Below are 21954 nucleotides of genomic sequence, written 5' to 3' on the forward strand. Positions count from 1 at the left end.
CAATCATTGCGTTCCATCGTCATGCTCTCCTTCTATTACGATGACAGGAACGAAAATATGTTCAAGCCGATGTTTGAAAATGAGGCTCATATCCTCGCCTTCCCGCTTCAGTTGAACAGGACTGCCATCCGTTAGCAGATTTGCTGTGCCTTCACAGAAAAATTTCTTTACCTTGACGGTTATTCCGTTAGGTCGCCCCAAAATGATCAGGTACAGCCGGTTGTCCTTTCGCGTAAACCGGATCGTTTCACCGGTCTCTGTTTCCGATTCCGCACGGATCCAGGGACGCGTACCATATACGGCCTCCCCATTCCGTTGTAACCAATCCCCGAATTTGGACAACCGGCTTAACTGCTCGGGAGGAATTTGAGCATCCTCGCCGCGCGGACCTACATTCAGCAGCAGGTTTCCGTTTTTAGACAGGGCATCTATAAAATCGTAAAGCAATGTTTCAAAGGATGAATAGTCTGCATCCTGCTCATTGCGGTTGTAGCCGAATGAATGGCCGATTCCGCGTGTCATCTCCCATTTTCCAGGTTGTATTTCCTTGTATTTGGTATATTCCGGAGTCAAAAAATCGCTATGGGGGATCGCAGGCTGCGCCAGGGCAGAATGAATATCCGGATCGTTCATGATCATCCGTTTGATCATTATGTCCATCACTGCGCGTACAGGTTTGAGACTTAACAACTTGTTAGCGGAAGTTGAATGCTTCCAGCGGTCATTGACCACGCCTTCGGGTACAGCGTTATAATAGTAGGCGAACAATCGAAAAAGGGAGTCTTCGTTCCCTGGCCAGCATATATCGTTCCACAGAATATCAGGGCGGTACCGGGAAATCAGTTCGCGGATCTGGGCGTCGGCGTATGCTGCATAACCGCCCCCGGGTGTGGAAAAGGAGTAGTCCATAAACGTTCTTGAAATCCTTCTCCGAAAAGTCCAGTCGATCCCACCCGAATAGTAGATGCCAAAGCGCAGGCCTTCGCTGCGTACAGCGTCTGCTAATTCGCCGATGATGTCGCGCTCGCTAAACCAGTGCGGCTCATGCGGGTTGGTCACCTTCGTTGGCCATAGGCAAAATCCGTCATGGTGCTTCGAGACGATCACGACGTATTTTGCACCGGCATTCCTGAAAATTTTGGCCCAAGCTATGGGGTCCCATTGTTTCACTCCGTCCATGAACAGCGGTTTAAATCCTTGGTAGGGCATGCTGCCATATACGGCTTGATGATAACGCGCAGACGGTGTGGTCTGGTCTTTGATCGCATTCCAGTAGCCTTCAGCGTACGGGTAGACGAGCATTGCCCGTTCATAATCGGACTTTAAAGTATCCGCAAAGTTACCTACGGGTGCAAAACCAGGTACGGAATAGGGACCCCAGTGTATAAAGATGCCGAATTTTGCTTCGTCAAACCATTGCGGAAGCGGGTGACCGTTGAGGGATTCCCGGGTGGGCTCGTAATTTTTATGATTCACGGCTGTTTCCACCGTCCTTGTCGCCTGATGATTGACCCGATAAATAATGATTTACCGCCTTGTCGATAAAAGCTTGGGATACCTCGAAAAGTTCCCGGTCGCCCTCCGGCCAGGATGCCCGTTCACCTTGCATTTGTACAAACGCATCCGCTTGTTCGCTTTCTCCGCCGGTTGCCTCTTGCACCATGGTGCACCAAGCCTTGGCCACCTCTTGTGCAGCGGACTCTTCCGGCCCTGCGCCTGCCAGCTCCAGCGTAACGGCTTTTAAAGCCAGCCGTCTCCAGGTATGATACAAATCGAATGCACTTTGTTCCTTGGCAAATCGTCTGCCGAAAATTTCTTTTTGGGTTTCGCTAAAAGCATATTGTTTCCAATCGACCAAGCTGCTGTTGTTGAAACACCGGATAAAAAAGGCCAAAAGCTGCCACGGCGCATCATTCCCGGCCGCGACCGCCGTTCGGTGGGCTTCGATCGCGGCAATGCCTGCATGTGCTTCTTCTATTTTTCGGTAAAGCGCCAGTTCCTGCTCTTGCAGAATTTGTTCGATCTGCGATGAGTCGGGACGCTGGATGACTTTGTCGCGGATTTCTTGAAGAGAGAGCCCTAGAGATTTGTAAAAAATGATCTGCTCCAAGCAGAGGAGGTCATCCTTCGTATAATACCGCCGTCCGCCTGCCGTACGGCCGGTTGTGGGCAGCAGCCCGATATTGTCATAGTGCTGAAGGGTCCGTACCGTTACGCCGGTAGCTGCGGATATTTCTCCGACCCAATAAGTTGTGTCGTCATTATGCATGCATCACACCTCCATACTCATTACATCACATGACGTTACGTAATGAGCAACTGTTTTTTGAAAAGAAATCGTACGTAACGGACGCGCATGCTTCATTCGAGCCAAGACTTCGTCGTACTGGAGCGGGACATGCTTACGAGAATTCCGTTACTTAAAAAATATTTCAATCGATTTTCCGATCTCGCGCGTCTATATTATAGAGCGGCCGCCAAGAGGCCCGTCGGTGAACGGGTTGTAGAGATACAGAGGGGGGAGTGGGGACGCTGAATGCTGATAGTACATGGAGCGAGATCCATATGAATAGAACCACGCTGACGGAAGCAGAAGCGTTTTTTGAGCGTCTGACCGCCGAGCAGCGAAAATTGTATTCCATCGCCTACAGCTATTTGCGCAGTGAAGCCGACGCGCTGGAAGCTGTGCAGGAGGCGTCATACCGGGCGTGGGTGAAGCGGAAGAAGCTGAAGGACCCGCAGTCCTTCACCCCGTGGCTCATCCGCATCACGATCAACTGCTGCATGGACGAGCTGCGGCGGAAGAAACGGGTGTTTCCGGTGGAGGTGCCGCAGGAAGGGGCCGTGCAGGAGATGAAAAGCAGCGAGCGGATCGACCTGCAGCGCGCGCTGGAGCGGATGAAGCCGAAGTACCGGCATGTCGTCATGCTGAAATATTACCAGGACATGACGTCCGTTGAAATCGCGAAGGTGCTGGGCAAGCCGGAAGGAACGATCAAGACATGGCTGCGGGAAGGCCTGAAGCAGCTCCGGAAATATATGTAGAGGCTGAGCAGAAGGGAGGGACAGGTTATGCCCGAAAAAGAACAGCGCATCCTGTTGCAGGATGCCTATGAAGTAAACAAGCATGCGGAAACGTTGCCTGAGATGAAATTGACTTTGGCTATGCGCAAAGGAATGGAGAGAGGAAAAATGCGTGAGAAGCGGCGTTTCTATTTTTGGAGTACGGGGACGGTTATGGCGCTAGCGGCGGCCCTGCTAATTATCAATTACTCGATCGGCAGCTTGGCCCATCGGGCGGAGCCGGCGCCGAAGCAGACGGCGGGGATACCAAGTCAGTCCGCCTTAGATCCGTACCGCTCTACCTATCTGGAGGGTCTAGCGAGCGCAATGGACCGGGGGCTCGTCAAGCCGATTGCCGAAAGCGTCGAACAAAAAGGGTATCGCGTAGAGGTGGACGGTGCCGTCACGGATGGCCGGATGGCTTATGTGCTGTTCGGTGTCCGGAACCAAACGGATAAAGAGGTCATCAACGCGGACGTAGCCCTTGAACTTGGCGGCGTGGAAGCCCCGTCCAAAGGGGCGTCGGTGGAATTGGCGGGAAGCAACACCAACAGAATTTCGGCGAATGGAGCCAATCATTTTATTTACACCGTGCCCCTGAACCCGTCCGTTCAATATACCAAGGATGCCAAGTTTCATGTGACCTTGACGGAAACGTCAAATGAAGCGCTGATGTCCAGCTCCAATAAATACCGCACGGCGTTCGACATTTCGTTTGAGCTCGATCCCGCCATGTTCAAGGACAAAGAGCGGGTGCTGCACCCAGACCGGACCCTGACAGTAGACGGCCAGAGGGTTCGTGTGACTCAGGTCATCTATACGCCGCTGCACACGTATGTCGACCTGGACTATGATCAGGCGAATGGGAAACAAGTATTCCGGCTGCTCAGTCCGGTGCTCATCGGGAAAGTCGGGGACGAAATCGAAAAGCTGTATTATCCGAAGTGGTACTCTCGGGACAATTCGGAGTCCCTCACGGAGGGGACGGACGCGATGCTGATGTACGGCAGCGGCCAGAAATACGCTGAGTATGATTCCATCAGGCTCAAGACGGAGGGCACGGCTGCGGTGGACAAGGACCAGCTGCAAATCGTGATCGACCTGAAGAAGAAGCAGATTGTGGAAGCGCCGGACGACCGGTTTACCCTGATTTCATACACCCGGACGGCTGGCCCCGGCGAGGTGCTGATTCACCGCGAGCTCGAACACGCCTATGCCGGCGAGAGCCTGTCGTTGTCGCTGGAGGACAGCTTCACCGATGCCGACGGCAACGTCCACAAAAGGCAGTCTCCTGAAGGATATTCCCAAGGTGGACATAGCTGGTCCAACAAGAAAGACACGATGGGAGACGATTACGATTACAACTTCGGCAAGGATGCGGTAGACTATCCGCAGCCGCTGACCATTAAGGTGAAGCAGATATGGATGCCGATTCAGGATACGCAGGCGGTGGAGCTGCTGAAGTAGTTGGCGTAACAAACGCGTACAACCGAAAAATATACAGACAGGCAGTCTGAAGGCTGAAGGGGCCCGAAGGCTGCCTTTTTGTTCCCTTCAGAAAAGCCCGGCCAGTGGGATTGAAATGCGCCAGCAAAATTTGTATGTTGGATGCATACCATTTTTTCAACTGAACAAAAGGGGCTATGTCCGGTGAAATTGGCAGAAGATTACCTTCGGCTGCGCAGCGCTTATTCCGGTGAAAAGGAAAGGGAGCCGTTCCGGGTGACGATCGACGGGCTGGCCGAGGCCCTGTACTGCACGCCCCGTAACGCCAGGCTGATCCTGCGCAAAATGACGGACGCCGGCCTGATCCGCTATGCAGCCGGGCAGGGCAGAGGCCATCGGTCGGAGCTGACGTTTCTGGCGGACAAGCGGGAGCTCGTCATCCGGGAAGCGCAGCAGTACGTGAAGCAGGGAGACGTGCAGGGCGCGCTTCTATGGGTAAAAGAGCAGGCGGGCGAACCCGAAGTGATGCAGCGGTTTGTGGACTGGCTCACCGGCTATTTCGGATACCGGACGGAAACGACCGGGGAGGGACGTATGGTGGAGACGCTCCGCCTGCCGGTATACCGGCCGATCGTGACGCTGGACCCGGTGGACGCAATGTATGCTTTCGATACCCATCTGATCCGCCAAATCCATGCGACGCTGGTCCAGCTGGAAATGGACACCGGCAAGGTTATCCCGGGCGTCGCACATCATTGGGAATCTAGTGCTGATGCCTGTTGTTGGACGTTTTATTTGCGAAAAGGCGTGACATTTCACGACGGCGCGGAGCTTACGGCCGATGACGTCAAATACAGCCTGCTGCGCGTGCAGCAGGAATCCAACAATCATTCCTGGCTGTGCAGGAACATCGTTGAAATCTGCGTGGAATCGCGTTACACCATCCGCATGGAGCTGCGTCAGCCTAACGTCCTGTTTGCGTTATTTATGTCGCATACGGCGGCAGCCATCCTTTCCCGCGCCAGCGGGGAGTCCGGGGCCGGAACGATTCCAGGCAGCCTGCCCGTCGGGACAGGGCCTTACCGGATCGCTAAGCTTACGCCGGGAATGTGCGTGCTGGAGGTTTTCCCGGATTATTATGCAGCCCGGGGCCTGATCGATCGAATCGAAGTGATGATCATCCCGGACACCGGCGGAGAATGGGCGGTGGAGACCAATCCGGGCGTACTGGTCGTCGAGACGGGAGAAGCGCGCCGTCAAGAGCTGAAGACATGGCGGCGCAGCCGTCTCGTCACCGGATGCAGTATGCTGACGATAAACCTTGCAAAACCGGGGATTTTGCAAACCGGTTCCTTCCGCAGGGCGCTTGCACTTGCGGTTGACCGGAGCCGTATGGTCCGGGAGCTGGGCTACCCGCATGCTTCCCCTTGCCTCGGTTTTCATCTTGAGCCGCAGCCGGCTGCCGCTGATCCGCTGTATGATCCGGAAGAGGCATCCAGGGAATTGAAACGGTCCGGGTACGGCGGAGAGGCGCTGAAGCTGTATGCGTACCGTCGCCATGAGCAGGCGGCTTACTGGCTTCAGCAGCAATATGGCCAGGCCGGAATCCGGCTGGATGTTCATATTCTGCCCTGGGAGGAATTAATGAAGGAAGAGCGGATCCAGGAGGCGGACCTGATCCTGTTTGAGGCGCTGCTGAGCGAGGGGCTGCTCCGGCAGATCGAATATTTGCTGTCCCGGTACAGCTTCATTCGCAGCATGCTGGATCCCGGAACGCAGGCGGAAGTAGACCGGCTTGTGGGGCAGCTCCTTCAAGAGGCGGAACCGGAAGTCCGGGACGAGGCGTTTCAGCGGCTGGAATCCTGGTTGATCGACCGCAGCACGGCCGTCTATTTGACCTACAACGAAGCCCGGGTGCTGTCCCATCCGGCCCAGCAGGGCGTTCGGTTGAATGCCGCCGGGTGGGTGGATTTTAAAGACATCTGGTTTAAAGGGGAAGGTTAACAGCAGGAGATCAACCGCGATTACGGTACGGGAAAACATGACATCTGACCAAAGGGGAAAGGATTCCCGTAAAGATTACCTTTTTCTAAGGGCTCGCCCGGCTGTACAATGATCACAGTAGTACATGAGATAAACTTACCAACGGAGTGAAGGTGAACGGTATGAAAATTATGCTGGACGATTTAAGCGGGGCGGAAATAGCCGCGTTGATCCGCGAGCATCTTCAAGGCATGGCAGAGGAGTCGCCGCCGGAGAGCATACACGCCCTAGATCTGGACGGGCTGCGGCGTCCGGATGTGACATTCTGGAGCGCATGGGAACAGGGAGAGCTGCTAGGCTGCGGGGCGCTGAAGGAGCTTGATCCCGGCCACGGCGAGATCAAGTCGATGCGGACCGCATCCGCCCACTTGCGTAAAGGCGTGGCCCGATCCATCCTGGCGCACATCATTGAGGAGGCCCGTAGGCGGGGATACCGGCGGCTGAGCCTGGAGACAGGCTCAATGGCGTCGTTCGAGCCGGCCAGACGGCTGTACGCAGCCTTCGGATTTGAGGAGTGCGACCCATTTGCGGACTATACGCTCGATCCCTACAGTACTTTTATGACCCGAGAGCTGTAACCTAAATATGCGGAAGTTGATGTGAAAAAAGGACATGCTCCCTGTCATCGACAGGTTGAGCATGTCCTTTTTTCATATGACGGAAGACTTAGCAAGGAATGACAGCGGTGAAGGTGCTGCCTTGGCCGGGCGTGCTTTGCACGCTCAAAGTGCCGCCGTGGGCTTCGGCAATCCATCTGCCGATGGACAGCCCAAGGCCGTGGCCGCCCAGCTCCCGGGCGCGGGATTTGTCCACGCGGTAAAAACGTTCGAAGATGTGCGGCTGTTCCTCCAGCGGTATGCCGATTCCGTTATCGCTGACGGTCATGTGCAGCATTCTCCGTTTGTCCTCCCGGATCTTCAGGGCAAGGGAGACGGTGCCGCCCACCGGCGTATATTTGATGGCATTGTCCAGTAGGATGACCATCAGCTGCTGCAGGCGCTGGGCATCGCCATGAACCGTCATGCCGTCTTCCGCATGCAGCTTCAGTGTAATTTGCTTGGCCTGCGCCAAAGAAAGCAGGGATGCTATCGTCCGCGAGGCTTCGGCCGCCAGATCAAAGTCGGTCATGATCAGCTGAACCTCATCCGAGTCGGAGCGTGCCAGCGTCAGAAGGTGGCTGGAAAGGTCGGTCATCCGCTTAGCTTCTTCCCGCATGTTGTCCAGCACCCTCCGGCTGAACGGATCGTCCTTCAGGCTGTTTTCCATTTCGAGCACCTCAATGGAGGACAGGATGACGCTGAGCGGCGTGCGCAGCTCATGCGAGGCGTCCGCGACGAACTCGCGCTGCCTCGTATACGAGCGGGCGATCGGAACCATCGCCTTGACCGACATGTTCCGGCTGAGAAACACGGCCAGGACGCAGAACAGCAGCGCGAGCCCGATCAGCACGAGCAGGAGCCAGCCGAACAGCCGGTACTGGCTGCCTACCTCCTTGGCCACGTACAGCGTGCCTATAAAGACCCCGTTATCGTAAACGGCCTTGCCGGCAAGAAGCATGCGGACATTTCCGGGAGCCGCCTTGCGGGGATCGTTTCCGTGTCTTGGCGGCCCTCCATCCCGGCCGGTTTCCTTGATCGTAACGGTCTTGTACTCCGTCTGATCGCCTTCGGGCGTCCACTCCGCCACCGCGCTGCCGACCGCTGCGCTCAGTCCCATCCGCTGCTGTGCTTCGTACAGAAAATTCCCTTGAGGGTCCTTGAAGCAGCCCACCGTCTGGTTCGCTAACGATGGATAGCTGCTGCCGAGATTGCCTTCAATATTATAGGAGCCGGTATGCTCCATCGATTCATGAAACGCATAGGACATATCTTGAATCCAGTCGTTCAGCTGATTTTTCTGGTCGTTGATCAGCAGAAAATACAGCAGCCCGTACACCGTTCCGATGAACAGGGCGAGGAAAGCGATAAGCACTGCGGTATACTGCAGCGTCAACCGGTTCTGGGTTCTTTTGAACAGGTCACTCCCCTGCCGGGGCCAGGCGAAGGGAACTTTCCATTTAGGCTTCAATTTTATAGCCGACCCCCCGGATGCTCTGAATCAGCTCTTGATTCAGTCCGCTGAGCTTCTTGCGGAGCAGCTTGATCATGGCGTCGATCGCTTTGGGGCCGACATCGGCGTCGAGTCCCCAAATCCGGTCCAAAATGACTTCCCGGGTCAAAGCGATGCCCTTGTTCTGGATCAGCAGGTCCAGCAGCTGAAACTCCCGCGGCGTCAGCTGGACGAGCTCTCCCGCGATGCTTGCCGTCTGGTTGGTCCGGTTCAGGATGAGGCCGGGGACCTGAACTTCCTCACCTTGAATGGGCGCAAAATTCCGCCGCGACAGGGCGCGGAGCCGGGCGAGCAGCTCCTCGATTTCAAACGGCTTGACCAAATAGTCGTCTGCGCCCGCGTCCAGTCCATTGATCCGGTCCTGCAGTCCGTCCTTGGCGGTCAGCATCAGGATGGCGCCCATGTATCCTTCCTTCCGCAGCTGCCGGCAAGCCCAGACGCCGTCACCTTCCGGCATCATCCAATCGAGAATCAGGACGTCGTAATTGGTGGCCTCGGCATACTCGCAGGCTTCCCTGCCGGTAGTGACCCAATCCGCGGTATGGCCGCCTTTTTTCTTCAGCATGTGCACAACCAACTCCCCAAGCCGCATATCGTCTTCTGCCAGCAATATTTTCATCCATATCCGATCCTTTCCCGCATCTATATAAATTGCATCGAGCTTCCTGTTATAAAAGCCTAATACAGCTTATCCGTTAATTTCTTTAGTTCATTCGATCTAGCTCCTGTAATAGTGCCGGAGTTCAAGTTTAATAAGAGCATACTTCCGGCGGACAAACCGAGTCAAGAATCAGGGCAGGCCAATGCTCCAACCTTTCTTTTCAGCGTGGTACAAGCAATCGTTTGGCGGCTGCGCACGATGTTGAGGACTACGTATATCACAAAAGCCCCAAAACCCAAGGCTTTGGAGCTCTTGAAGGTTTGGGGCTGATGAAGAAGCGGCATACCCCGTAATATAACTGGGAGATGTGCCTTTTTGATAAAACGGGTCATGTCGTTAACTTCGCGTAGACGATGAAGAAAATCATGACTTCTCCGACGATGGCGTAATTGGGGACGGGGAAGATCAGGTCAATCACGAAGCAGCAGGCAAGAATCCCCAGCATAATAGCCAGATGATAGGGCTTCAGCCGCAAATGTTTGTGTCTGTACCGGTGGAACACCACAGAGGTCGATAAGAAATACAGGAGCACAGACCCAAACACGAATGCCAGCATGAAGGAGTAATCCATCTGGTCTTTGTATAACAGCTGAATGGCTGCCGCGATCATACTCATCGACAAATACACGAATAAGTGACCGTAAATAATCATTTGGCCGGCGGTGTGGATTTCCCGGCTTACCTTTTTGTCGATGTTATCAAAGTACTGCCACCACATGGCGATGACCAGCAGGCTGGTAAAGGCTACGAACAGGACGGACGGCAGGTCCCAGTGATTAAATTGCAGCACGGCCAGGATACTGACGACCGATTCGCCTAGAAGAATCAAGGTAAACAGGGCGAAGCGTTCGAGCAAGTGGTGCGTATTGATGGGCGTTTTGACCAAATGCCGGCGCCCCAATAAGGGAAGCAGAATATCTACGGCGATTCCCGCGTACAAGACGGCATACCGGATCCAGGAGTCGAAGAACAGCGAGCAGGCCGAGATCAGGATGCCGATCAAAAAGTGGGTGCCCAAATAGGAGGCGGTCACTTGCTGATGCGCCGCTTTGGCCCGATGGACCAGAAGATACTGCAGAGCCGTCAGCGCCCTGGAGCCTATGTATCCTACGAAGAAGGGAACATAGTATTGGTCAAAGTCAGGCGACAAACTCGCCGTCATGACGAGAACGAACAACAGCTGAAGGATCATGAAGATCCTGTGAATTAAAATATCCTGGCCGAACCGGTTCACAAAGAGTGTTTGTCCTACCCAACCCCACCAGATCGGGATAAAAATCAACACGAATTTGCTCAGGTACTCCAAGGGAATGGTCCCGTGTTCCGCATGCAGCAGGACATGCGTTGCTTTGGACACGGCTGCGACTAAGAGAAGATCGTAAAACAGCTCCAGCCAAGTCACCTTTTTTTCAATCATAGCCTTATAGATCTCCTCCTTGATGTGATGAATGCCGTCAAATGAGTCACAAGCGAATCCGCCGCTCATCCGAAGAATCAATTTATTATATCAATTTTCAAATCCCGGTCTACTACATTTTCGGAAATAGGACTGCTGACTGTAACCGAAGTCCCGGATTGTTAAGCAGGGGTAAATGCAACGGCCTTTTTTACTGATTTTTTGTACATTAGAGAGAAAAACATAGTTAATATAATTTTATATACACGAAAAACATTATGTGCTATTCTAACGTTGCCAAAGGGATGTTATGCGTCAAGCATGTTTGTCGATTCCCACTACGCTTCTTGGCTGCACGGAGCACCGGATCAACATTGGAAGGTCCTTAGCCTGATGGACGGGCATCATGGGATGCCGTGGCCCTTACCGGGTGATTTCATGCTTTTTGAAACTACGCATTGTAGTATAAATTATGGGAGGGAATACATATGACAAAGAAGGTTGTTTTGGAACCCGCTGCTTTGAAATTTGCACAAGATACCGCCAATCCGCCGTATTTGTTTGATCTTGGACCGGAAAAAGGGCGCGAAGCCGTAGACGAGGTTCAATCGGGCGACGTCCCGAAGCTCCCGGTTGAAATTCAGGATATCACCGTTGAGGGAGGGCCGAGCGGACAGGTTTCGGTCAGACTGCTTCGTCCCGAAAACGTTACAAATAAGCTGCCGGTCATTCTTTATATCCATGGCGCCGGCTGGGTGTTCGGAAATGCGCATACCCATGATCGCCTGATCCGGGAGCTTGCGGTCGGTGCCGAGGCCTGCGTCGTTTTCCCGAATTACAGCCTGTCTCCGGAAGCAAAATATCCGACGGCGATCGAAGAAATCTACGCGGTTCTGACCTGGATTGCGGAACATGGCGAGGCATACGGTCTGGATGCGGACCGCCTTACCGTGGCTGGGGACAGCGTTGGGGGAAATATGACCGCTGCGATTACGCTGATGGCGAAAGAACGTAAGGGACCCGCCATTCATAAACAGTTGCTGTTCTACCCGGTGACGGACTCGGGCAACGACACGGAGTCCTATCATCAGTTTGCGGAAGGTTATTTCCTGCGCCGGGACGCCATGGCCTGGTTCTGGGAGCAGTATATTGCGAAGCCGAGCGATAAAGAGGAGATCTATGCTTCCCCGCTGCGGGCAACGCGCGAGCAGCTCGAAGGCTTGCCTCCTGCACTGGTCATTACTGCTGAAGCGGACGTTCTTCGCGATGAAGGCGAAGCTTATGCCAACAAACTGCGCGAAGCCGGCGTCCGGGTGACCGCTGCCCGTTTCCAGGGGGCCATTCATGACTTCGTCATGCTGAATGCTCTTGCGGATACCGCAGCGGCTAGAGGCGCGATCGCGCTGGCGAACGCTTGGCTCAAAGAATAGCAGGGGCGGTGAAAATAGCAAATGGCGACAACCATAGGCATTATGGTGGGGAGTTTAAGGGAGCATTCGTATAACCGGATGATTGCGGATACGATCCCGGAGCTTGTAGATTCCGCACAATATGAATTCATCTCGATTGCGGATCTTCCCTTGTACAACGCGGATTTGGACCTGGAGGAAAGCCCGGAGCCGGTCAAACGCTACCGCGAAGCGGTTCAACAGGTGGACGGAATCATCATCGTGAGCCCGGAATATAACTCGGGCATCCCGGGTGTGCTCAAAAATGCGCTGGACTGGGCCTCAACCCCGACCAAAACCGCGGTTCTCATTCATAAACCGGCCGGGGTCATCGGTGCGACGCCGGGCGTTAAAGGGACGATTTTGTCGCAGCAGCAAATCCGGCAAACCTTGGACGCCGTTCAGTCTTATGTGATGCCGTTTCAAAAAATGTATATATCGCAGGCGATGGAGAAGGTTGATCCGGAGAGCGGTAAGCTGACCGATGAAACGACCCGCAGGTATGTACAGCGTTACGTGCGGTCGTTCATCCAATGGGTCGATCAGGTACAGCAGATGAACGGGCAATAACCATCTTAATCAGGAGCTGAGGCTATTATGGGTAACATAGCAATTTATGGATTCGGTCGGATCGGAAGACAGCTGCTTCGGGCGGCGTTGGAACAAAGTTTGTTTGTTCCTTATTCCATCTCCGATATCAAAGATGAAGCGACGCTGGCGGCGCTGTTTGAAGTGGACACCAACTACAAGCGCTGGCCTGAGAACGTATCGGGCGGCGAGGGCGCGATCGTGATCGGCGGCCGGGATATCCGTTATTTGAATTCGGCCAAGGAAGTGCCTCATTGGGGTGAGCTCGGCGTCGACCTGGTCGTCGACTGCACCGGGCGGGCCGTGACGCGGCCTGTGGCCGAACAGCACCTGGAGCGGGGAGCCAAACGGGTGCTGGTCAGCGGACCAAGCAAAACGCTTGATGACTGCGACGCCGTTCTGCTGAAAGGAATCAACCTCGACAGCTTCGATCCGGAAAAGCATAAAATCATCAGTATGGCGAGCTGCACGACGAATGCGCTGGCACCGGTCGTCAAATTGGTCCGGGAAAACTACGGTATCAAATACGGCTTATTCTCCACGGTACACTCGTATACGAACACGCAATCGTTAACCGATCAGCCGATGAAGGACCGCCGGGATTCCTGGGCTGCGGCCGAAAACATCATTCCGTCGTCTTCCGGCGCCGCCAAAGCGCTCAAGTTCATCTGGAACGATCTGCAGATTACCGGCAAAGCGTACCGCATTCCGACGCGTACAGGCAGCATTGCCGAGCTGAACCTGATCACGGAGAAGCCTTGTACCGTTCAGGAGATCAATGATATGTTCCGGCGGGCCGCAAGCGAAGGCGATCTGAAGGGTGTGCTCGACGTTTTGGAAGGGGAATGGGCATCGTCACGCATCGTTGCCGATCCGCATTCCTCGATTATCGACCTGCCGTTAACCCAGGTGCAGGGGGAAATGCTGTCCGTCGCCACCTGGTACGATAACGAATGGGGTTATGCCTCCAGATTGGCGGAAGTTGCTGCTTATTTGGCAGGGAAATAGGATGAAATAGGATTGCAGATACAAAAGGACAGGGGCTGCCGGTGAGTGCCGGCGGCCCTAATTTGCTTGAGAAAGGGAAGGGTCGGATTCGCTCCGAAAAAATGGATTGACAAGGAGAAGAACATCATTTATCTTTAATTTAAGATAAATAAATTCGAAATAAAAATCCGGATCCAAAAATCCTAAAGGAGCGATACAGATGTTCACACGCACGGCAGGTATTCATCACATTACGGCATTTTCAAGAAATCCCCAGGAAACGATTGATTTCTACAGCGGCATCCTCGGACTCAGCTTAGTGAAGAAGACGGTCAACTTCGATGATCCTACGGTGTATCACCTGTATTTCGGTGACCCGGCGGGGTCTCCGGGAACGATTCTGACCTTTTTTCCTTATCCACGGGCCCGGCAAGGGCAGATTGGGGGCGGTCAGGTGGGCATCGTGACCTTTGTCATTCCGCCCGGCTCCATCGATTTTTGGCAGGAACGGCTGGCTTGGTTCGGACGGGATGCAGCAAGCAGCAAGCGGTTTGGCGAGAGCTATCTGCAGTTCTCGGATCCGGACGGACTGCGCCTGGAACTGGTGGAGCGGGAAGACGGAGCCGGGGGCGCAAGCCCGCTTGAAAGCATTCCGGATGACCAGGCCATCAAGGGATTAGGCGGTGCGGTTCTGTTCAGCGAGGCTTATGCCGACACGATCGACGTGCTGGAGAACCTTCTCGGACTGGCCAAAATCGGGGAAGACGCCGGATACGCCCGTTTTCAAGCGACGGCTGAGATCGGCAACCTGATCGATGTCCGTATGGAGGACATGGAAGCGGGACATGGCACTGCCGGAACCGTACATCACATCGCCTGGCGGGCAAGTGATAACGCGGAGCATGAAGCGTGGAGGGAACGCGTGTCGGTCAATGGCTTTGACGTCACTCCGATTAAGGATCGCCAGTATTTTATAGCCATCTATTTCAGGGAACACGGCGGAATCCTGTTTGAGATTGCGACGGATCCTCCCGGATTCGCCCGGGACGAAGCCCCGGATGCGCTGGGACGCAAGCTGATGCTGCCGGAATGGTTTGAACCGCAGCGCGGTGACATTGAAGCCCGGTTAGAGCCGGTTACGACCGAGAAAGTATGGAATTGACCGCGGAACAGGCGGTGTGCGATATCGTGAGACAATCAGCATTTGGATATGAGGTGGTTTAGAGCCGCCGGCCATCGATGATCCCTGCAAGGACAGGGGTCATCTTTTTTTTTAGCAATCTTCTGCCTGAACGCTAGACTTTATGGTGAGACATTGGCTTTTCACCATCTTTTCACCATCGCCCCGTACAATGACAGCATAACGGGAATGAACATACTTGAAACAAGGTGGTCTGTATATGGCAAATTCCAAATGGATCAAATGGACGGCAGGCATGGCGGGTGTGGTCATGTTTACAGGTTTCGTAGGATATATCTCCAAATTTAATCCGGCCGACACTGCTGCAGGGAATGTGGCGAGCGCTTCCCCGATCTTCGGAGCGGGACAAGACGACTCAAGCGGCGACGTCGAGAACCAATGGCGGGACGAAGCTTCCGGCGGGGACGCAGGGTTCTCCGGGCAGGAACGCGGATTTATGGGCGGCCGCTCCCGGTCGGGCATGGACTTCGGCTCCGGGCAAAGCAGCAGCGGGGAAGGCTCCATGCGCACCCACGCTTCCTAGCGGCAGATGCTGGACGGAGGTGATTGAAGATGCATACATTCAGAGCGATGAACACCGAATTCGTCACGCAGGGACTGCCTGAGGCGGAGCAGAGGGAAGCGGAGTCCTGGTTTGCTTTTGTAGAAAAGCATTTGACCCGCTTCGACCCGGGCAGCGAGCTGTCCCGGCTGAATCGTTCGGCAGGCAGGCCGTTTATGGCGACGCCGATCCTGTTCGAAGCCGTCAGTGTGGCGGTGGATTATTACCATAGGGCCGACGGGTTGTTTAACCCTTTTCTCGGACAGCTCCTGACTGATCTAGGCTACGGCCGAAGTTTCGGAGAGACAGCCGCGGAAGAGGAGGTTTCTTCACAGGCACCCGACCGAACGGAGGCTAATCCAAGGCTGCTGGGCGCTTTTGGCCCGGAGATCGGGGCCAAGCTGAACCCGCTGCTTCGCAGCATCGAGCTGCCTCCGGCATGGTCGGTGGATCTCGGCGGCATCGCCAAGGGCTGGAGCGCCGAGAAGCTCGCGGGCATGATGCGCAGAAAGGGTATTGCACACGGGGCGGTCAGCGCCGGCGGGGACATGATGCTGTGGGGCGGGGAGGACCGTCCGCAGCACGTTAATATAGCGGATCCATTCGCTTTGGACCGCGACATGGATTCGCTCGTCATCCGCAGGAACGCGGGCGTTGCCACAAGCAGCCGGCTAAAGCGGAAATGGCTGGACGGAGAGGGACAGGAGCGGCATCACATCCTCGATCCTCGCACCATGATGCCTAGCTTGACAGATGTGGTGCAGGCGACGGTCATCCATCCGTCGCTGACGGCGGCCGAGGTCTATGCCAAATGCCTGCTGATCCTTGGCCTGCAGGCCGGGGCGGCATGGCTTGAACGCAAACATCCCGCCGCGGCGGCGGTGCTCGTCTGCGAAGACGGTTCCGTCTGTACGGCGGGATTCATCGAAGCATATCGACAGAAGAATGGAAAGGAGGCGGGATGATGGCGGTCTTTCATCATTTCGGCAGCGGCATCAGTCAAATTTTATCGGTGTGGGTGACGACGAGGGCGGCGGGGCTGACCTCTTATATGCTCCTCTTCGCTTCTGTTGCGGCAGGACTGCTGCAGGGAGGGGCGTGGGCGAGAGGGCCGGTGAAAGCGAAGCTGAACATGCTGCATCAATGGTGCGGCTGGGTCGGTCTGTTATTTGGCATGGTTCACGGACTCGTTCTCCTGTTCGACCGGTATGTCGGGTATTCCTTGGCGGATCTTTTGATCCCCTTTAAGGCGAGCGGCGACCGGTTATGGATGGGGCTGGGGATTGTGTCGCTGTACTTGATGCTGCTGCTGATCATCAGCTCGGATCTGATGAAGAAGCTCGGCAAAAAGGTATGGCGCTTCATTCACTTTCTGGCGATGCCCACCTATTTGATGGCGCTGGTCCACGGGATCATGCTGGGAACGGACAGCCGGCAGGCTCCCGTGATTGGGCTCTATGCGGTGACCGGCGTGACGGTGCTCATCCTGCTGGTGAACCGGATCGCCGCTTCTCGCAGAAAGGGCGGAGGGAGACTGATTGTGGTGCAGGAAGGCGGGAAAACCCGCATCAAACAAATTCCTTCTTCACGCTAATAAGACAGGCGGAGTGCTTCTGCGCTCCGCCTGTTAAGCATGATCAAGCGTTATTCGGATGTTATCAAAAGTTCATATTCGCTCGGGTTCGGGCCATTTAGATTTAGCGGCTGTTCTCCTGCCGTCCGGCGTAGTAGGGGGCGCCTGGATCGATGTCGAGCACGACGCGCTGCGGCTCGGCCAGCGCATATTGATGCTCGCAGCGCCAGCGCATCTCTTCGGTGAAGCCGATCGTTTCGCCGTCTTCGATCACGTCTCCCTGCCGGAATAAATAGTACGCCACATCCATCATCTGGCCGGCCAGCTCGGAAGGGTCGAGGTCAAAGAAGTGGCATTGGACGTCGGGAATCCCGAGCGCCGCCAGCCCAAGCGAATCCATCAGCCCTTCATTGCGCCCGCTCCCGGTCCCTTCCACGTTATAAAAGCGGATGTTCATCGCGCCGTACAGCAGCTCGCCTTGTTCCACCGCCGCCAGGTACGCCTGCGGCTCGACAAGCTTGTCGCTGGCCCGGAAATAGACGGCGTCGCATGGAGCCGCCTCCAGCACGGCCCGCAGGGCGCCGGTCATCAGCTGCAATCTGTCTTGGGGCATAAGGCCCGAAGCCATCAGGTCGGTGAGCAGCAGCGTATAACCGCATCCGCTGACGACTTCTCCGGCTTCTCTCCAGTGCCAGGACTGCTGAACGGCGGTGGCATATTCGTCTACCGGGCGGTTTTGGACCGGCATCAGGCTGGTTTGCGCCGGCATCTCGCCTTCCGAATAGGCAACCTTATAATCCAGGTGAAAAAAGTGCAGCAGATCATCCGGACCGGACTCATCCGGCTCCCACACCGCAAGGCCGGCATGTTCGCGTTCTCCGGCTTGCTGGGTGGAGCCGGTGTAACGCTCCATGCTTGCAAACAAACGGCTTCGGTCGATTTCCGGCTTGTGCCGATATTTCAGTTCGACTGCATATACCCGCGAGAAGCCAAAGCTTTGTTCTTCCTGAGTTACCTCACTCGTCATGTTCCTCTTCTCCTATCGCTGTACTGTTCTCCATTCCTTATTGTAACGAATCTTTCCAATGTGTTCCAGCTCATGCTCCGTATCCCGCCGGACAGGGAGAAGGAAATTTATTTATTTCGGCGAATCGCTGGATGTCATAAAACCGCAGGCAGGCAATAAGTTATAAAAGGCCCGGCTGAAATCGGAGTGCTCCGAAAACGCATCGGTCCCGGGACGTAGTTTTATGTCGAAAAAAGCACAATTAAAGAAGGGATTTGGTGAAACGCATCGAATAAAGAGAAGTGCATTTTTACCTCTATACCCAAATTTCAGGAGGATGTTTAATGATCGTTGTCATGATTGTGCTGTACCTAGCCATATATATCGCCATTTGCGGCGCGTATTTCCAGCTTGCCAAAAAGGCGGGCAGGGACGACATCGCGTGGTTTGCGTTTGTCCCGATTTTGAATTATATTCTCCAGTTGAAGCTGATCAAGGAGAGTGCATGGTGGATCCTGATCACACTGGTGCCGATTGCCAATATCGTGTTCGCCATTATCTGGCAGGTGAAGCTGCTGAACGCGTTCGGCAAGAACGGGGCCTACGTTCTTTTTGCCATTTTCCTGTCCCCGGTATATGTGATTCTGTGGATGGTTTGGGGCTATTCCAGCAAGACGACTTACCAGCTGTACAATCCGCCGGTTCCCCCAGGGCCAACAGCCGCATTTTAAGCAGAAATCGTTCTTGGGCTCTGACCGGATCTTTGCTTACATACCGACAGAACTGAAGCGTGATTCTAAGATTTAACAACACAGGGCATGATTCGTACTCGGGTCGGCCCCAATCATCGAGGTAAAAATGCACACAATGACCGTGACCGCTCCCGTTAGGGGGCGGTTTTGCATTTTCGGATATCGGAGGTGTTACCGGGCAAGGGAGCCCGATGCATAAAAACCAGGGGAAACAGCAAAATAATGGTAATCATTTCTCGAAGGAGTTTTCCCATTGTTTATTCAGCGGCTGAAAAAGTTTCTGTATACCTATCCCCGGCCTGAGCGGGAGCAAGAACATCAGGATTCTCCTAAGGGGAAGCCCCTGAGCGAAGAACTATCCGACAGTCTGGAGCTGCTCCAACAATCCATGGGCAAAAATACGGATTTTGTCATCCATCATCTCGCAGCGGATCAAGAATCGGACTATAAAGTCATCGTCAGCTTTATCGACGGCCTGGTAGATCCGCTGCTCCTTTCCAAATTGCTGGAAAACCTGAATCGCTTGAAGTTGGATAATTTGCTTCGGGCGGACAAGGCATCTGCCGATTGGCTCAAAAACCAGCTGGCCATAGGGAATGTTCGGGTCATCTGCACGCAGGAAGATTTAATCCATTCGGTCCTAGACGGTAGGGCCGTTATTGTCGTTCAAGGCATGCGGGAAGCCTTCGCCGTATATATCGATGGAGGTTCCCGGCGATCAGTAGAGGAGCCTTCTTCCCAGACGGTGATCCGGGGTCCGAAAGAAGGGTTTACGGAAGATATCACGACCAATATCGCCCTGCTCCGGCGAAAAATCAAATCGCCGCATTTGACCATTGAATCGTATGTTATCGGAACCTATACGCGCACCAACGTATCCATCGCCTATATCGAAGGGATCGCAAACCCGGAGGTCGTCAAGGAAATGACATCGCGGATCCAAAGTATTGAAATCGACGGGATTCTGGAGAGCGGGTACATTGAGGAAATGATACAGGACGGCGTTCAGTCGCCATTCCCAACCATATATAATACCGAGCGGCCCGACACGGTCGCAGGCGGGCTGCTGGAGGGACTGGTCGCCGTCTTTGTGGACGGCACGCCTTTTGTTTTAGTGGCTCCCGTCACTTTTTACCGTTTCCTGACCTCCAGCGAAGATTATTATCAACGATTCGATATTTCTTCCTTTCTTCGCATTGTCCGGATGATCTCGTTTTTCACCGCCCTGCTTCTCCCATCGATTTTTATTTCCTTAACCACCTTCCATCAGGAACTGCTTCCCATGCCGCTTTTGATTTCATTGGCCGCACAGCGGGAAATTACGCCGCTGCCGACGCTGGTCGAAGCGCTGCTGATGGAGCTGACCTTTGAAGTCATTCGTGAAGCAGGCGTCCGGATGCCGAGAGCGATCGGCCCGGCCATTTCTATCGTGGGCGCATTAGTGCTCGGTCAAGCCGCGGTCCAGGCGGGACTGGTATCGGCAGCCGTCGTGATTGTCGTCTCCTTTACAGCGATTTCCAATTTTGCACTTCCGGCGATTAATTTTGCTTCGTCCGTCCGCCTTCTCCGATTTGTACTGATGATATTTTCCGGAAGCTTCGGGCTGGTTGGGGTGCTTGGGGTATTGATTCCGCTGATGGCGCATCTGGCCTCACTCGAATCGTTTGGCGTACCTTATCTCATGCCGTCATCGCCTTTTAACAAAACGAACCAAAAGGACCAGATGATTCGGGCGCCCTGGTGGAAGCTGCGCACGCGTCCAATAGGCATCGGGTACCAGAACCGGATGCGCCAGCCGAAAGACAAGAAGTCGTTCGCAGAACGTGAGGTCGGGCGTCCAAGGGATCCATTGGCCTAGGAAGGGGGATGGAGATGAAGAGAGGGATTGCCTGCTTGGTGCTGTTGGCTTGCCTACTGCTTACGACAGGCTGCTGGAACCGGGCTGAGCTGAACGATCTGAGAATTACGGTAGCCGGCGGCATCGACCGAGTAGGGGACAAATGGGAAATCAGCTATCAGACGATCATCCCGTCCTCCATGGCCTCCGGGACGGGCGGCTCGGCCGGGATGAGCTCACAGCCGGCCATTTATGTGTTTTCCATGGTTTCCGATACTATTTTCGGGGCCCGAATGAAGAGTAATTTGGAAGCCTCCCGGAAGCTGTATGTCGCACACGCCAAAGTGATTGTGGTCGGCAGGGAAGCGGCAGAGCGGGGGCTTGGCGAGCTGGTTGATTTGTTTCTGCGCAATTCGGAATCCCGTGAAACCGTAGAGCTGCTGCTCACCGACGGAACGGCGAAGGATCTGTTGAAGAAAATGGTTCCTCCTGAAAAGCTGCCAGGTTCAAGCTACAGCGATATTATGGGAAAAGAGTCAAGATTCATATCGATTTTTCCGAAAAAAACGATCTTTGATTTGGCGCTCAGCCTGCATTCGGATGCCAAAAGTATCGGTATACCGGTAGCTACATTTGTGGGTGAGGACACGGAGGAGAATAAGGAGAAGCTGCATTCGCTCGATGTCCTAAAAGAAACCTCACCTCCGCTTTCCTTGAGGCTGACCCGGCTTGGCGTATTCAGCGGGGACCGATTGACCGGATATCTGAGCGGCAGAGAAAGCATGGGGCTGTCGTGGCTGACCGATCAAGTGAAGGGGACCGAGTTATCTTTTCCTTGTCCCCAAGCGAAAAACAAGCATAATTCGATCATCATCACCTCTGCGAAAACGAAGCTCAGGCCCGTCCATGCCGGCACGCACTATACGATGCTGGTTAACGTCAAACTGAATGGGAATTTAATGGAATCCACGTGCAGCAAGGACTTGTCCAAACCGGAGGTCATCCGTGAAATGGAGAAGAGTATCGAAGCGGAAGTCCGTGATCAGATGTCTACCGGTTGGGATGCCGTGCGTCAGATGGGAATTGACGTGACCGGTTACGCCGACATCATTCACCGCAGTTTTCCCAAAGAGTGGAGGAAGATGCAGGCCACATGGCCGGAACAATTTAAACGCATGGATATTCAGGTCCAGGTCAAGGCAACGATCCGCCGGCCGGGACTTATCCAGAAGACGATACAGCTGATGAAGTAATAGTTGTCTCCGGGCAGCCCAAGAGAACTGAGTACGATGAAGGAGTATCC

General features: G+C 54.5%; 20 protein-coding genes. 14 read left to right on the forward strand and 6 right to left on the reverse strand.

Annotated elements, in window-relative coordinates; translation table 11 throughout:
- Window positions 1–3: 3 nt before the first annotated feature.
- Both BCV73_RS05635 and BCV73_RS05640 read right to left on the reverse strand, forming a co-directional pair.
- On the reverse strand, window positions 4–1476 hold the full coding sequence (locus BCV73_RS05635; protein WP_179231901.1) for an alpha-L-fucosidase: 1473 nt from the start codon (window positions 1474–1476) through the stop codon (window positions 4–6).
- A complete protein-coding gene (locus BCV73_RS05640) occupies window positions 1466–2269 on the reverse strand; it encodes a MerR family transcriptional regulator (protein ID WP_089546408.1) in 804 nt (267 codons plus the stop codon). The genes BCV73_RS05635 and BCV73_RS05640 overlap by 11 nt, the downstream gene beginning before the upstream one ends.
- Window positions 2270–2565: 296 nt before the next feature.
- On the opposite strand from BCV73_RS05640, the gene BCV73_RS05645 reads away from it, so the two are divergent.
- From BCV73_RS05645 to BCV73_RS05660, 4 genes are all read left to right on the forward strand, one after another.
- On the forward strand, window positions 2566–3045 hold the full coding sequence (locus BCV73_RS05645) for a sigma-70 family RNA polymerase sigma factor (protein WP_089546409.1): 480 nt from the start codon (window positions 2566–2568) through the stop codon (window positions 3043–3045).
- A gap of 27 nt (window positions 3046–3072) precedes the next feature.
- The gene (locus BCV73_RS05650; protein WP_089546410.1) at window positions 3073–4530 is read left to right on the forward strand and encodes a DUF4179 domain-containing protein; all 1458 of its coding nucleotides are present in this window, start codon (window positions 3073–3075) and stop codon (window positions 4528–4530) included.
- Between the two features lie 183 nt (window positions 4531–4713).
- On the forward strand, window positions 4714–6513 hold the full coding sequence (locus tag BCV73_RS05655; protein ID WP_179231902.1) for an ABC transporter substrate-binding protein: 1800 nt from the start codon (window positions 4714–4716) through the stop codon (window positions 6511–6513).
- Between the two features lie 161 nt (window positions 6514–6674).
- Entirely contained in the window at window positions 6675–7130 is a 456-nt protein-coding gene (locus BCV73_RS05660) for a GNAT family N-acetyltransferase (protein ID WP_089546412.1), read from the forward strand.
- A gap of 88 nt (window positions 7131–7218) precedes the next feature.
- Here the strand turns inward: BCV73_RS05660 and BCV73_RS05665 are convergent, their stop codons facing one another.
- The 3 genes from BCV73_RS05665 to BCV73_RS05675 form a co-directional block, all read right to left on the reverse strand.
- Entirely contained in the window at window positions 7219–8619 is a 1401-nt protein-coding gene (locus tag BCV73_RS05665) for a sensor histidine kinase (protein WP_089546413.1), read from the reverse strand.
- Window positions 8609–9280, reverse strand: a complete 672-nt coding sequence (locus tag BCV73_RS05670; RefSeq protein WP_089546414.1) for a response regulator transcription factor — start codon at window positions 9278–9280, stop codon at window positions 8609–8611. The genes BCV73_RS05665 and BCV73_RS05670 overlap by 11 nt, the downstream gene beginning before the upstream one ends.
- Window positions 9281–9650: 370 nt before the next feature.
- Window positions 9651–10739 (reverse strand): low temperature requirement protein A, encoded by a 1089-nt coding sequence (locus BCV73_RS05675; RefSeq protein ID WP_076168619.1) that lies wholly within the window; start codon window positions 10737–10739, stop codon window positions 9651–9653.
- 467 nt (window positions 10740–11206) lie between these two features.
- Between BCV73_RS05675 and BCV73_RS05680 the strand changes: the two genes are divergently transcribed.
- From BCV73_RS05680 to BCV73_RS05710, 7 genes are all read left to right on the forward strand, one after another.
- On the forward strand, window positions 11207–12148 hold the full coding sequence (locus BCV73_RS05680) for an alpha/beta hydrolase (protein ID WP_089546415.1): 942 nt from the start codon (window positions 11207–11209) through the stop codon (window positions 12146–12148).
- A 21-nt stretch (window positions 12149–12169) separates the two neighbouring features.
- Window positions 12170–12736 carry an NADPH-dependent FMN reductase gene (locus BCV73_RS05685; RefSeq protein WP_089546416.1) on the forward strand — a complete coding sequence of 189 codons (567 nt, stop codon included), beginning with the start codon at window positions 12170–12172 and terminating at the stop codon, window positions 12734–12736.
- A 27-nt stretch (window positions 12737–12763) separates the two neighbouring features.
- Window positions 12764–13762 (forward strand): type I glyceraldehyde-3-phosphate dehydrogenase, encoded by a 999-nt coding sequence (locus BCV73_RS05690; protein ID WP_089546417.1) that lies wholly within the window; start codon window positions 12764–12766, stop codon window positions 13760–13762.
- Between the two features lie 199 nt (window positions 13763–13961).
- Window positions 13962–14903: a ring-cleaving dioxygenase gene (locus BCV73_RS05695; protein WP_089546418.1), complete on the forward strand. Its 942-nt coding sequence runs from the start codon at window positions 13962–13964 to the stop codon at window positions 14901–14903.
- 238 nt (window positions 14904–15141) lie between these two features.
- Entirely contained in the window at window positions 15142–15465 is a 324-nt protein-coding gene (locus tag BCV73_RS05700; protein ID WP_089546419.1) for a hypothetical protein, read from the forward strand.
- A gap of 29 nt (window positions 15466–15494) precedes the next feature.
- Complete coding sequence (locus BCV73_RS05705; protein WP_089546420.1) at window positions 15495–16448, forward strand: FAD:protein FMN transferase; 954 nt, start codon at window positions 15495–15497, stop codon at window positions 16446–16448.
- A complete protein-coding gene (locus BCV73_RS05710) occupies window positions 16448–17077 on the forward strand; it encodes a ferric reductase-like transmembrane domain-containing protein (RefSeq protein ID WP_089546421.1) in 630 nt (209 codons plus the stop codon). The genes BCV73_RS05705 and BCV73_RS05710 overlap by 1 nt, the downstream gene beginning before the upstream one ends.
- 103 nt (window positions 17078–17180) lie before the next feature.
- Here BCV73_RS05710 and BCV73_RS05715 read toward each other — a convergent pair whose 3' ends face one another.
- A complete protein-coding gene (locus BCV73_RS05715; protein ID WP_089546422.1) occupies window positions 17181–18083 on the reverse strand; it encodes a DUF4261 domain-containing protein in 903 nt (300 codons plus the stop codon).
- Between the two features lie 323 nt (window positions 18084–18406).
- Here BCV73_RS05715 and BCV73_RS05720 point away from each other — a divergent pair, with 323 nt between their 5' ends.
- The 3 genes from BCV73_RS05720 to BCV73_RS05730 all read left to right on the forward strand — a co-directional run bounded on the left by BCV73_RS05720 (window position 18407) and on the right by BCV73_RS05730 (window position 21904).
- Complete coding sequence (locus BCV73_RS05720) at window positions 18407–18793, forward strand: DUF5684 domain-containing protein (protein ID WP_076168600.1); 387 nt, start codon at window positions 18407–18409, stop codon at window positions 18791–18793.
- A gap of 274 nt (window positions 18794–19067) precedes the next feature.
- On the forward strand, window positions 19068–20672 hold the full coding sequence (locus tag BCV73_RS05725) for a spore germination protein (RefSeq protein WP_343219879.1): 1605 nt from the start codon (window positions 19068–19070) through the stop codon (window positions 20670–20672).
- Window positions 20673–20686: 14 nt separating this feature from the next.
- Window positions 20687–21904: a Ger(x)C family spore germination protein gene (locus BCV73_RS05730; protein WP_179231903.1), complete on the forward strand. Its 1218-nt coding sequence runs from the start codon at window positions 20687–20689 to the stop codon at window positions 21902–21904.
- Window positions 21905–21954 lie beyond the last annotated feature (50 nt).

It is taken from the genome of Paenibacillus sp. SSG-1, from assembly GCF_002224835.1.
Lineage (GTDB): Bacteria > Bacillota > Bacilli > Paenibacillales > Paenibacillaceae > Paenibacillus_AQ > Paenibacillus_AQ favisporus.

What these genes read in the sequence shown, in the direction of transcription:
- BCV73_RS05640 (WP_089546408.1), bottom strand. Translation starts at nt 2,269, where the DNA reads ATGCATAATGACGACACAACTTATTGGGTCGGAGAAATATCCGCAGCT.
- BCV73_RS05645 (WP_089546409.1), top strand. Translation starts at nt 2,566, where the DNA reads ATGAATAGAACCACGCTGACGGAAGCAGAAGCGTTTTTTGAGCGTCTG.
- BCV73_RS05650 (WP_089546410.1), top strand. Translation starts at nt 3,073, where the DNA reads ATGCCCGAAAAAGAACAGCGCATCCTGTTGCAGGATGCCTATGAAGTA.
- BCV73_RS05660 (WP_089546412.1), top strand. Translation starts at nt 6,675, where the DNA reads ATGAAAATTATGCTGGACGATTTAAGCGGGGCGGAAATAGCCGCGTTG.
- BCV73_RS05670 (WP_089546414.1), bottom strand. Translation starts at nt 9,280, where the DNA reads ATGAAAATATTGCTGGCAGAAGACGATATGCGGCTTGGGGAGTTGGTT.
- BCV73_RS05675 (WP_076168619.1), bottom strand. Translation starts at nt 10,739, where the DNA reads ATGATTGAAAAAAAGGTGACTTGGCTGGAGCTGTTTTACGATCTTCTC.
- BCV73_RS05680 (WP_089546415.1), top strand. Translation starts at nt 11,207, where the DNA reads ATGACAAAGAAGGTTGTTTTGGAACCCGCTGCTTTGAAATTTGCACAA.
- BCV73_RS05685 (WP_089546416.1), top strand. Translation starts at nt 12,170, where the DNA reads ATGGCGACAACCATAGGCATTATGGTGGGGAGTTTAAGGGAGCATTCG.
- BCV73_RS05690 (WP_089546417.1), top strand. Translation starts at nt 12,764, where the DNA reads ATGGGTAACATAGCAATTTATGGATTCGGTCGGATCGGAAGACAGCTG.
- BCV73_RS05695 (WP_089546418.1), top strand. Translation starts at nt 13,962, where the DNA reads ATGTTCACACGCACGGCAGGTATTCATCACATTACGGCATTTTCAAGA.
- BCV73_RS05700 (WP_089546419.1), top strand. Translation starts at nt 15,142, where the DNA reads ATGGCAAATTCCAAATGGATCAAATGGACGGCAGGCATGGCGGGTGTG.
- BCV73_RS05705 (WP_089546420.1), top strand. Translation starts at nt 15,495, where the DNA reads ATGCATACATTCAGAGCGATGAACACCGAATTCGTCACGCAGGGACTG.
- BCV73_RS05710 (WP_089546421.1), top strand. Translation starts at nt 16,448, where the DNA reads ATGGCGGTCTTTCATCATTTCGGCAGCGGCATCAGTCAAATTTTATCG.
- BCV73_RS05715 (WP_089546422.1), bottom strand. Translation starts at nt 18,083, where the DNA reads ATGACGAGTGAGGTAACTCAGGAAGAACAAAGCTTTGGCTTCTCGCGG.
- BCV73_RS05720 (WP_076168600.1), top strand. Translation starts at nt 18,407, where the DNA reads ATGATCGTTGTCATGATTGTGCTGTACCTAGCCATATATATCGCCATT.
- BCV73_RS05730 (WP_179231903.1), top strand. Translation starts at nt 20,687, where the DNA reads ATGAAGAGAGGGATTGCCTGCTTGGTGCTGTTGGCTTGCCTACTGCTT.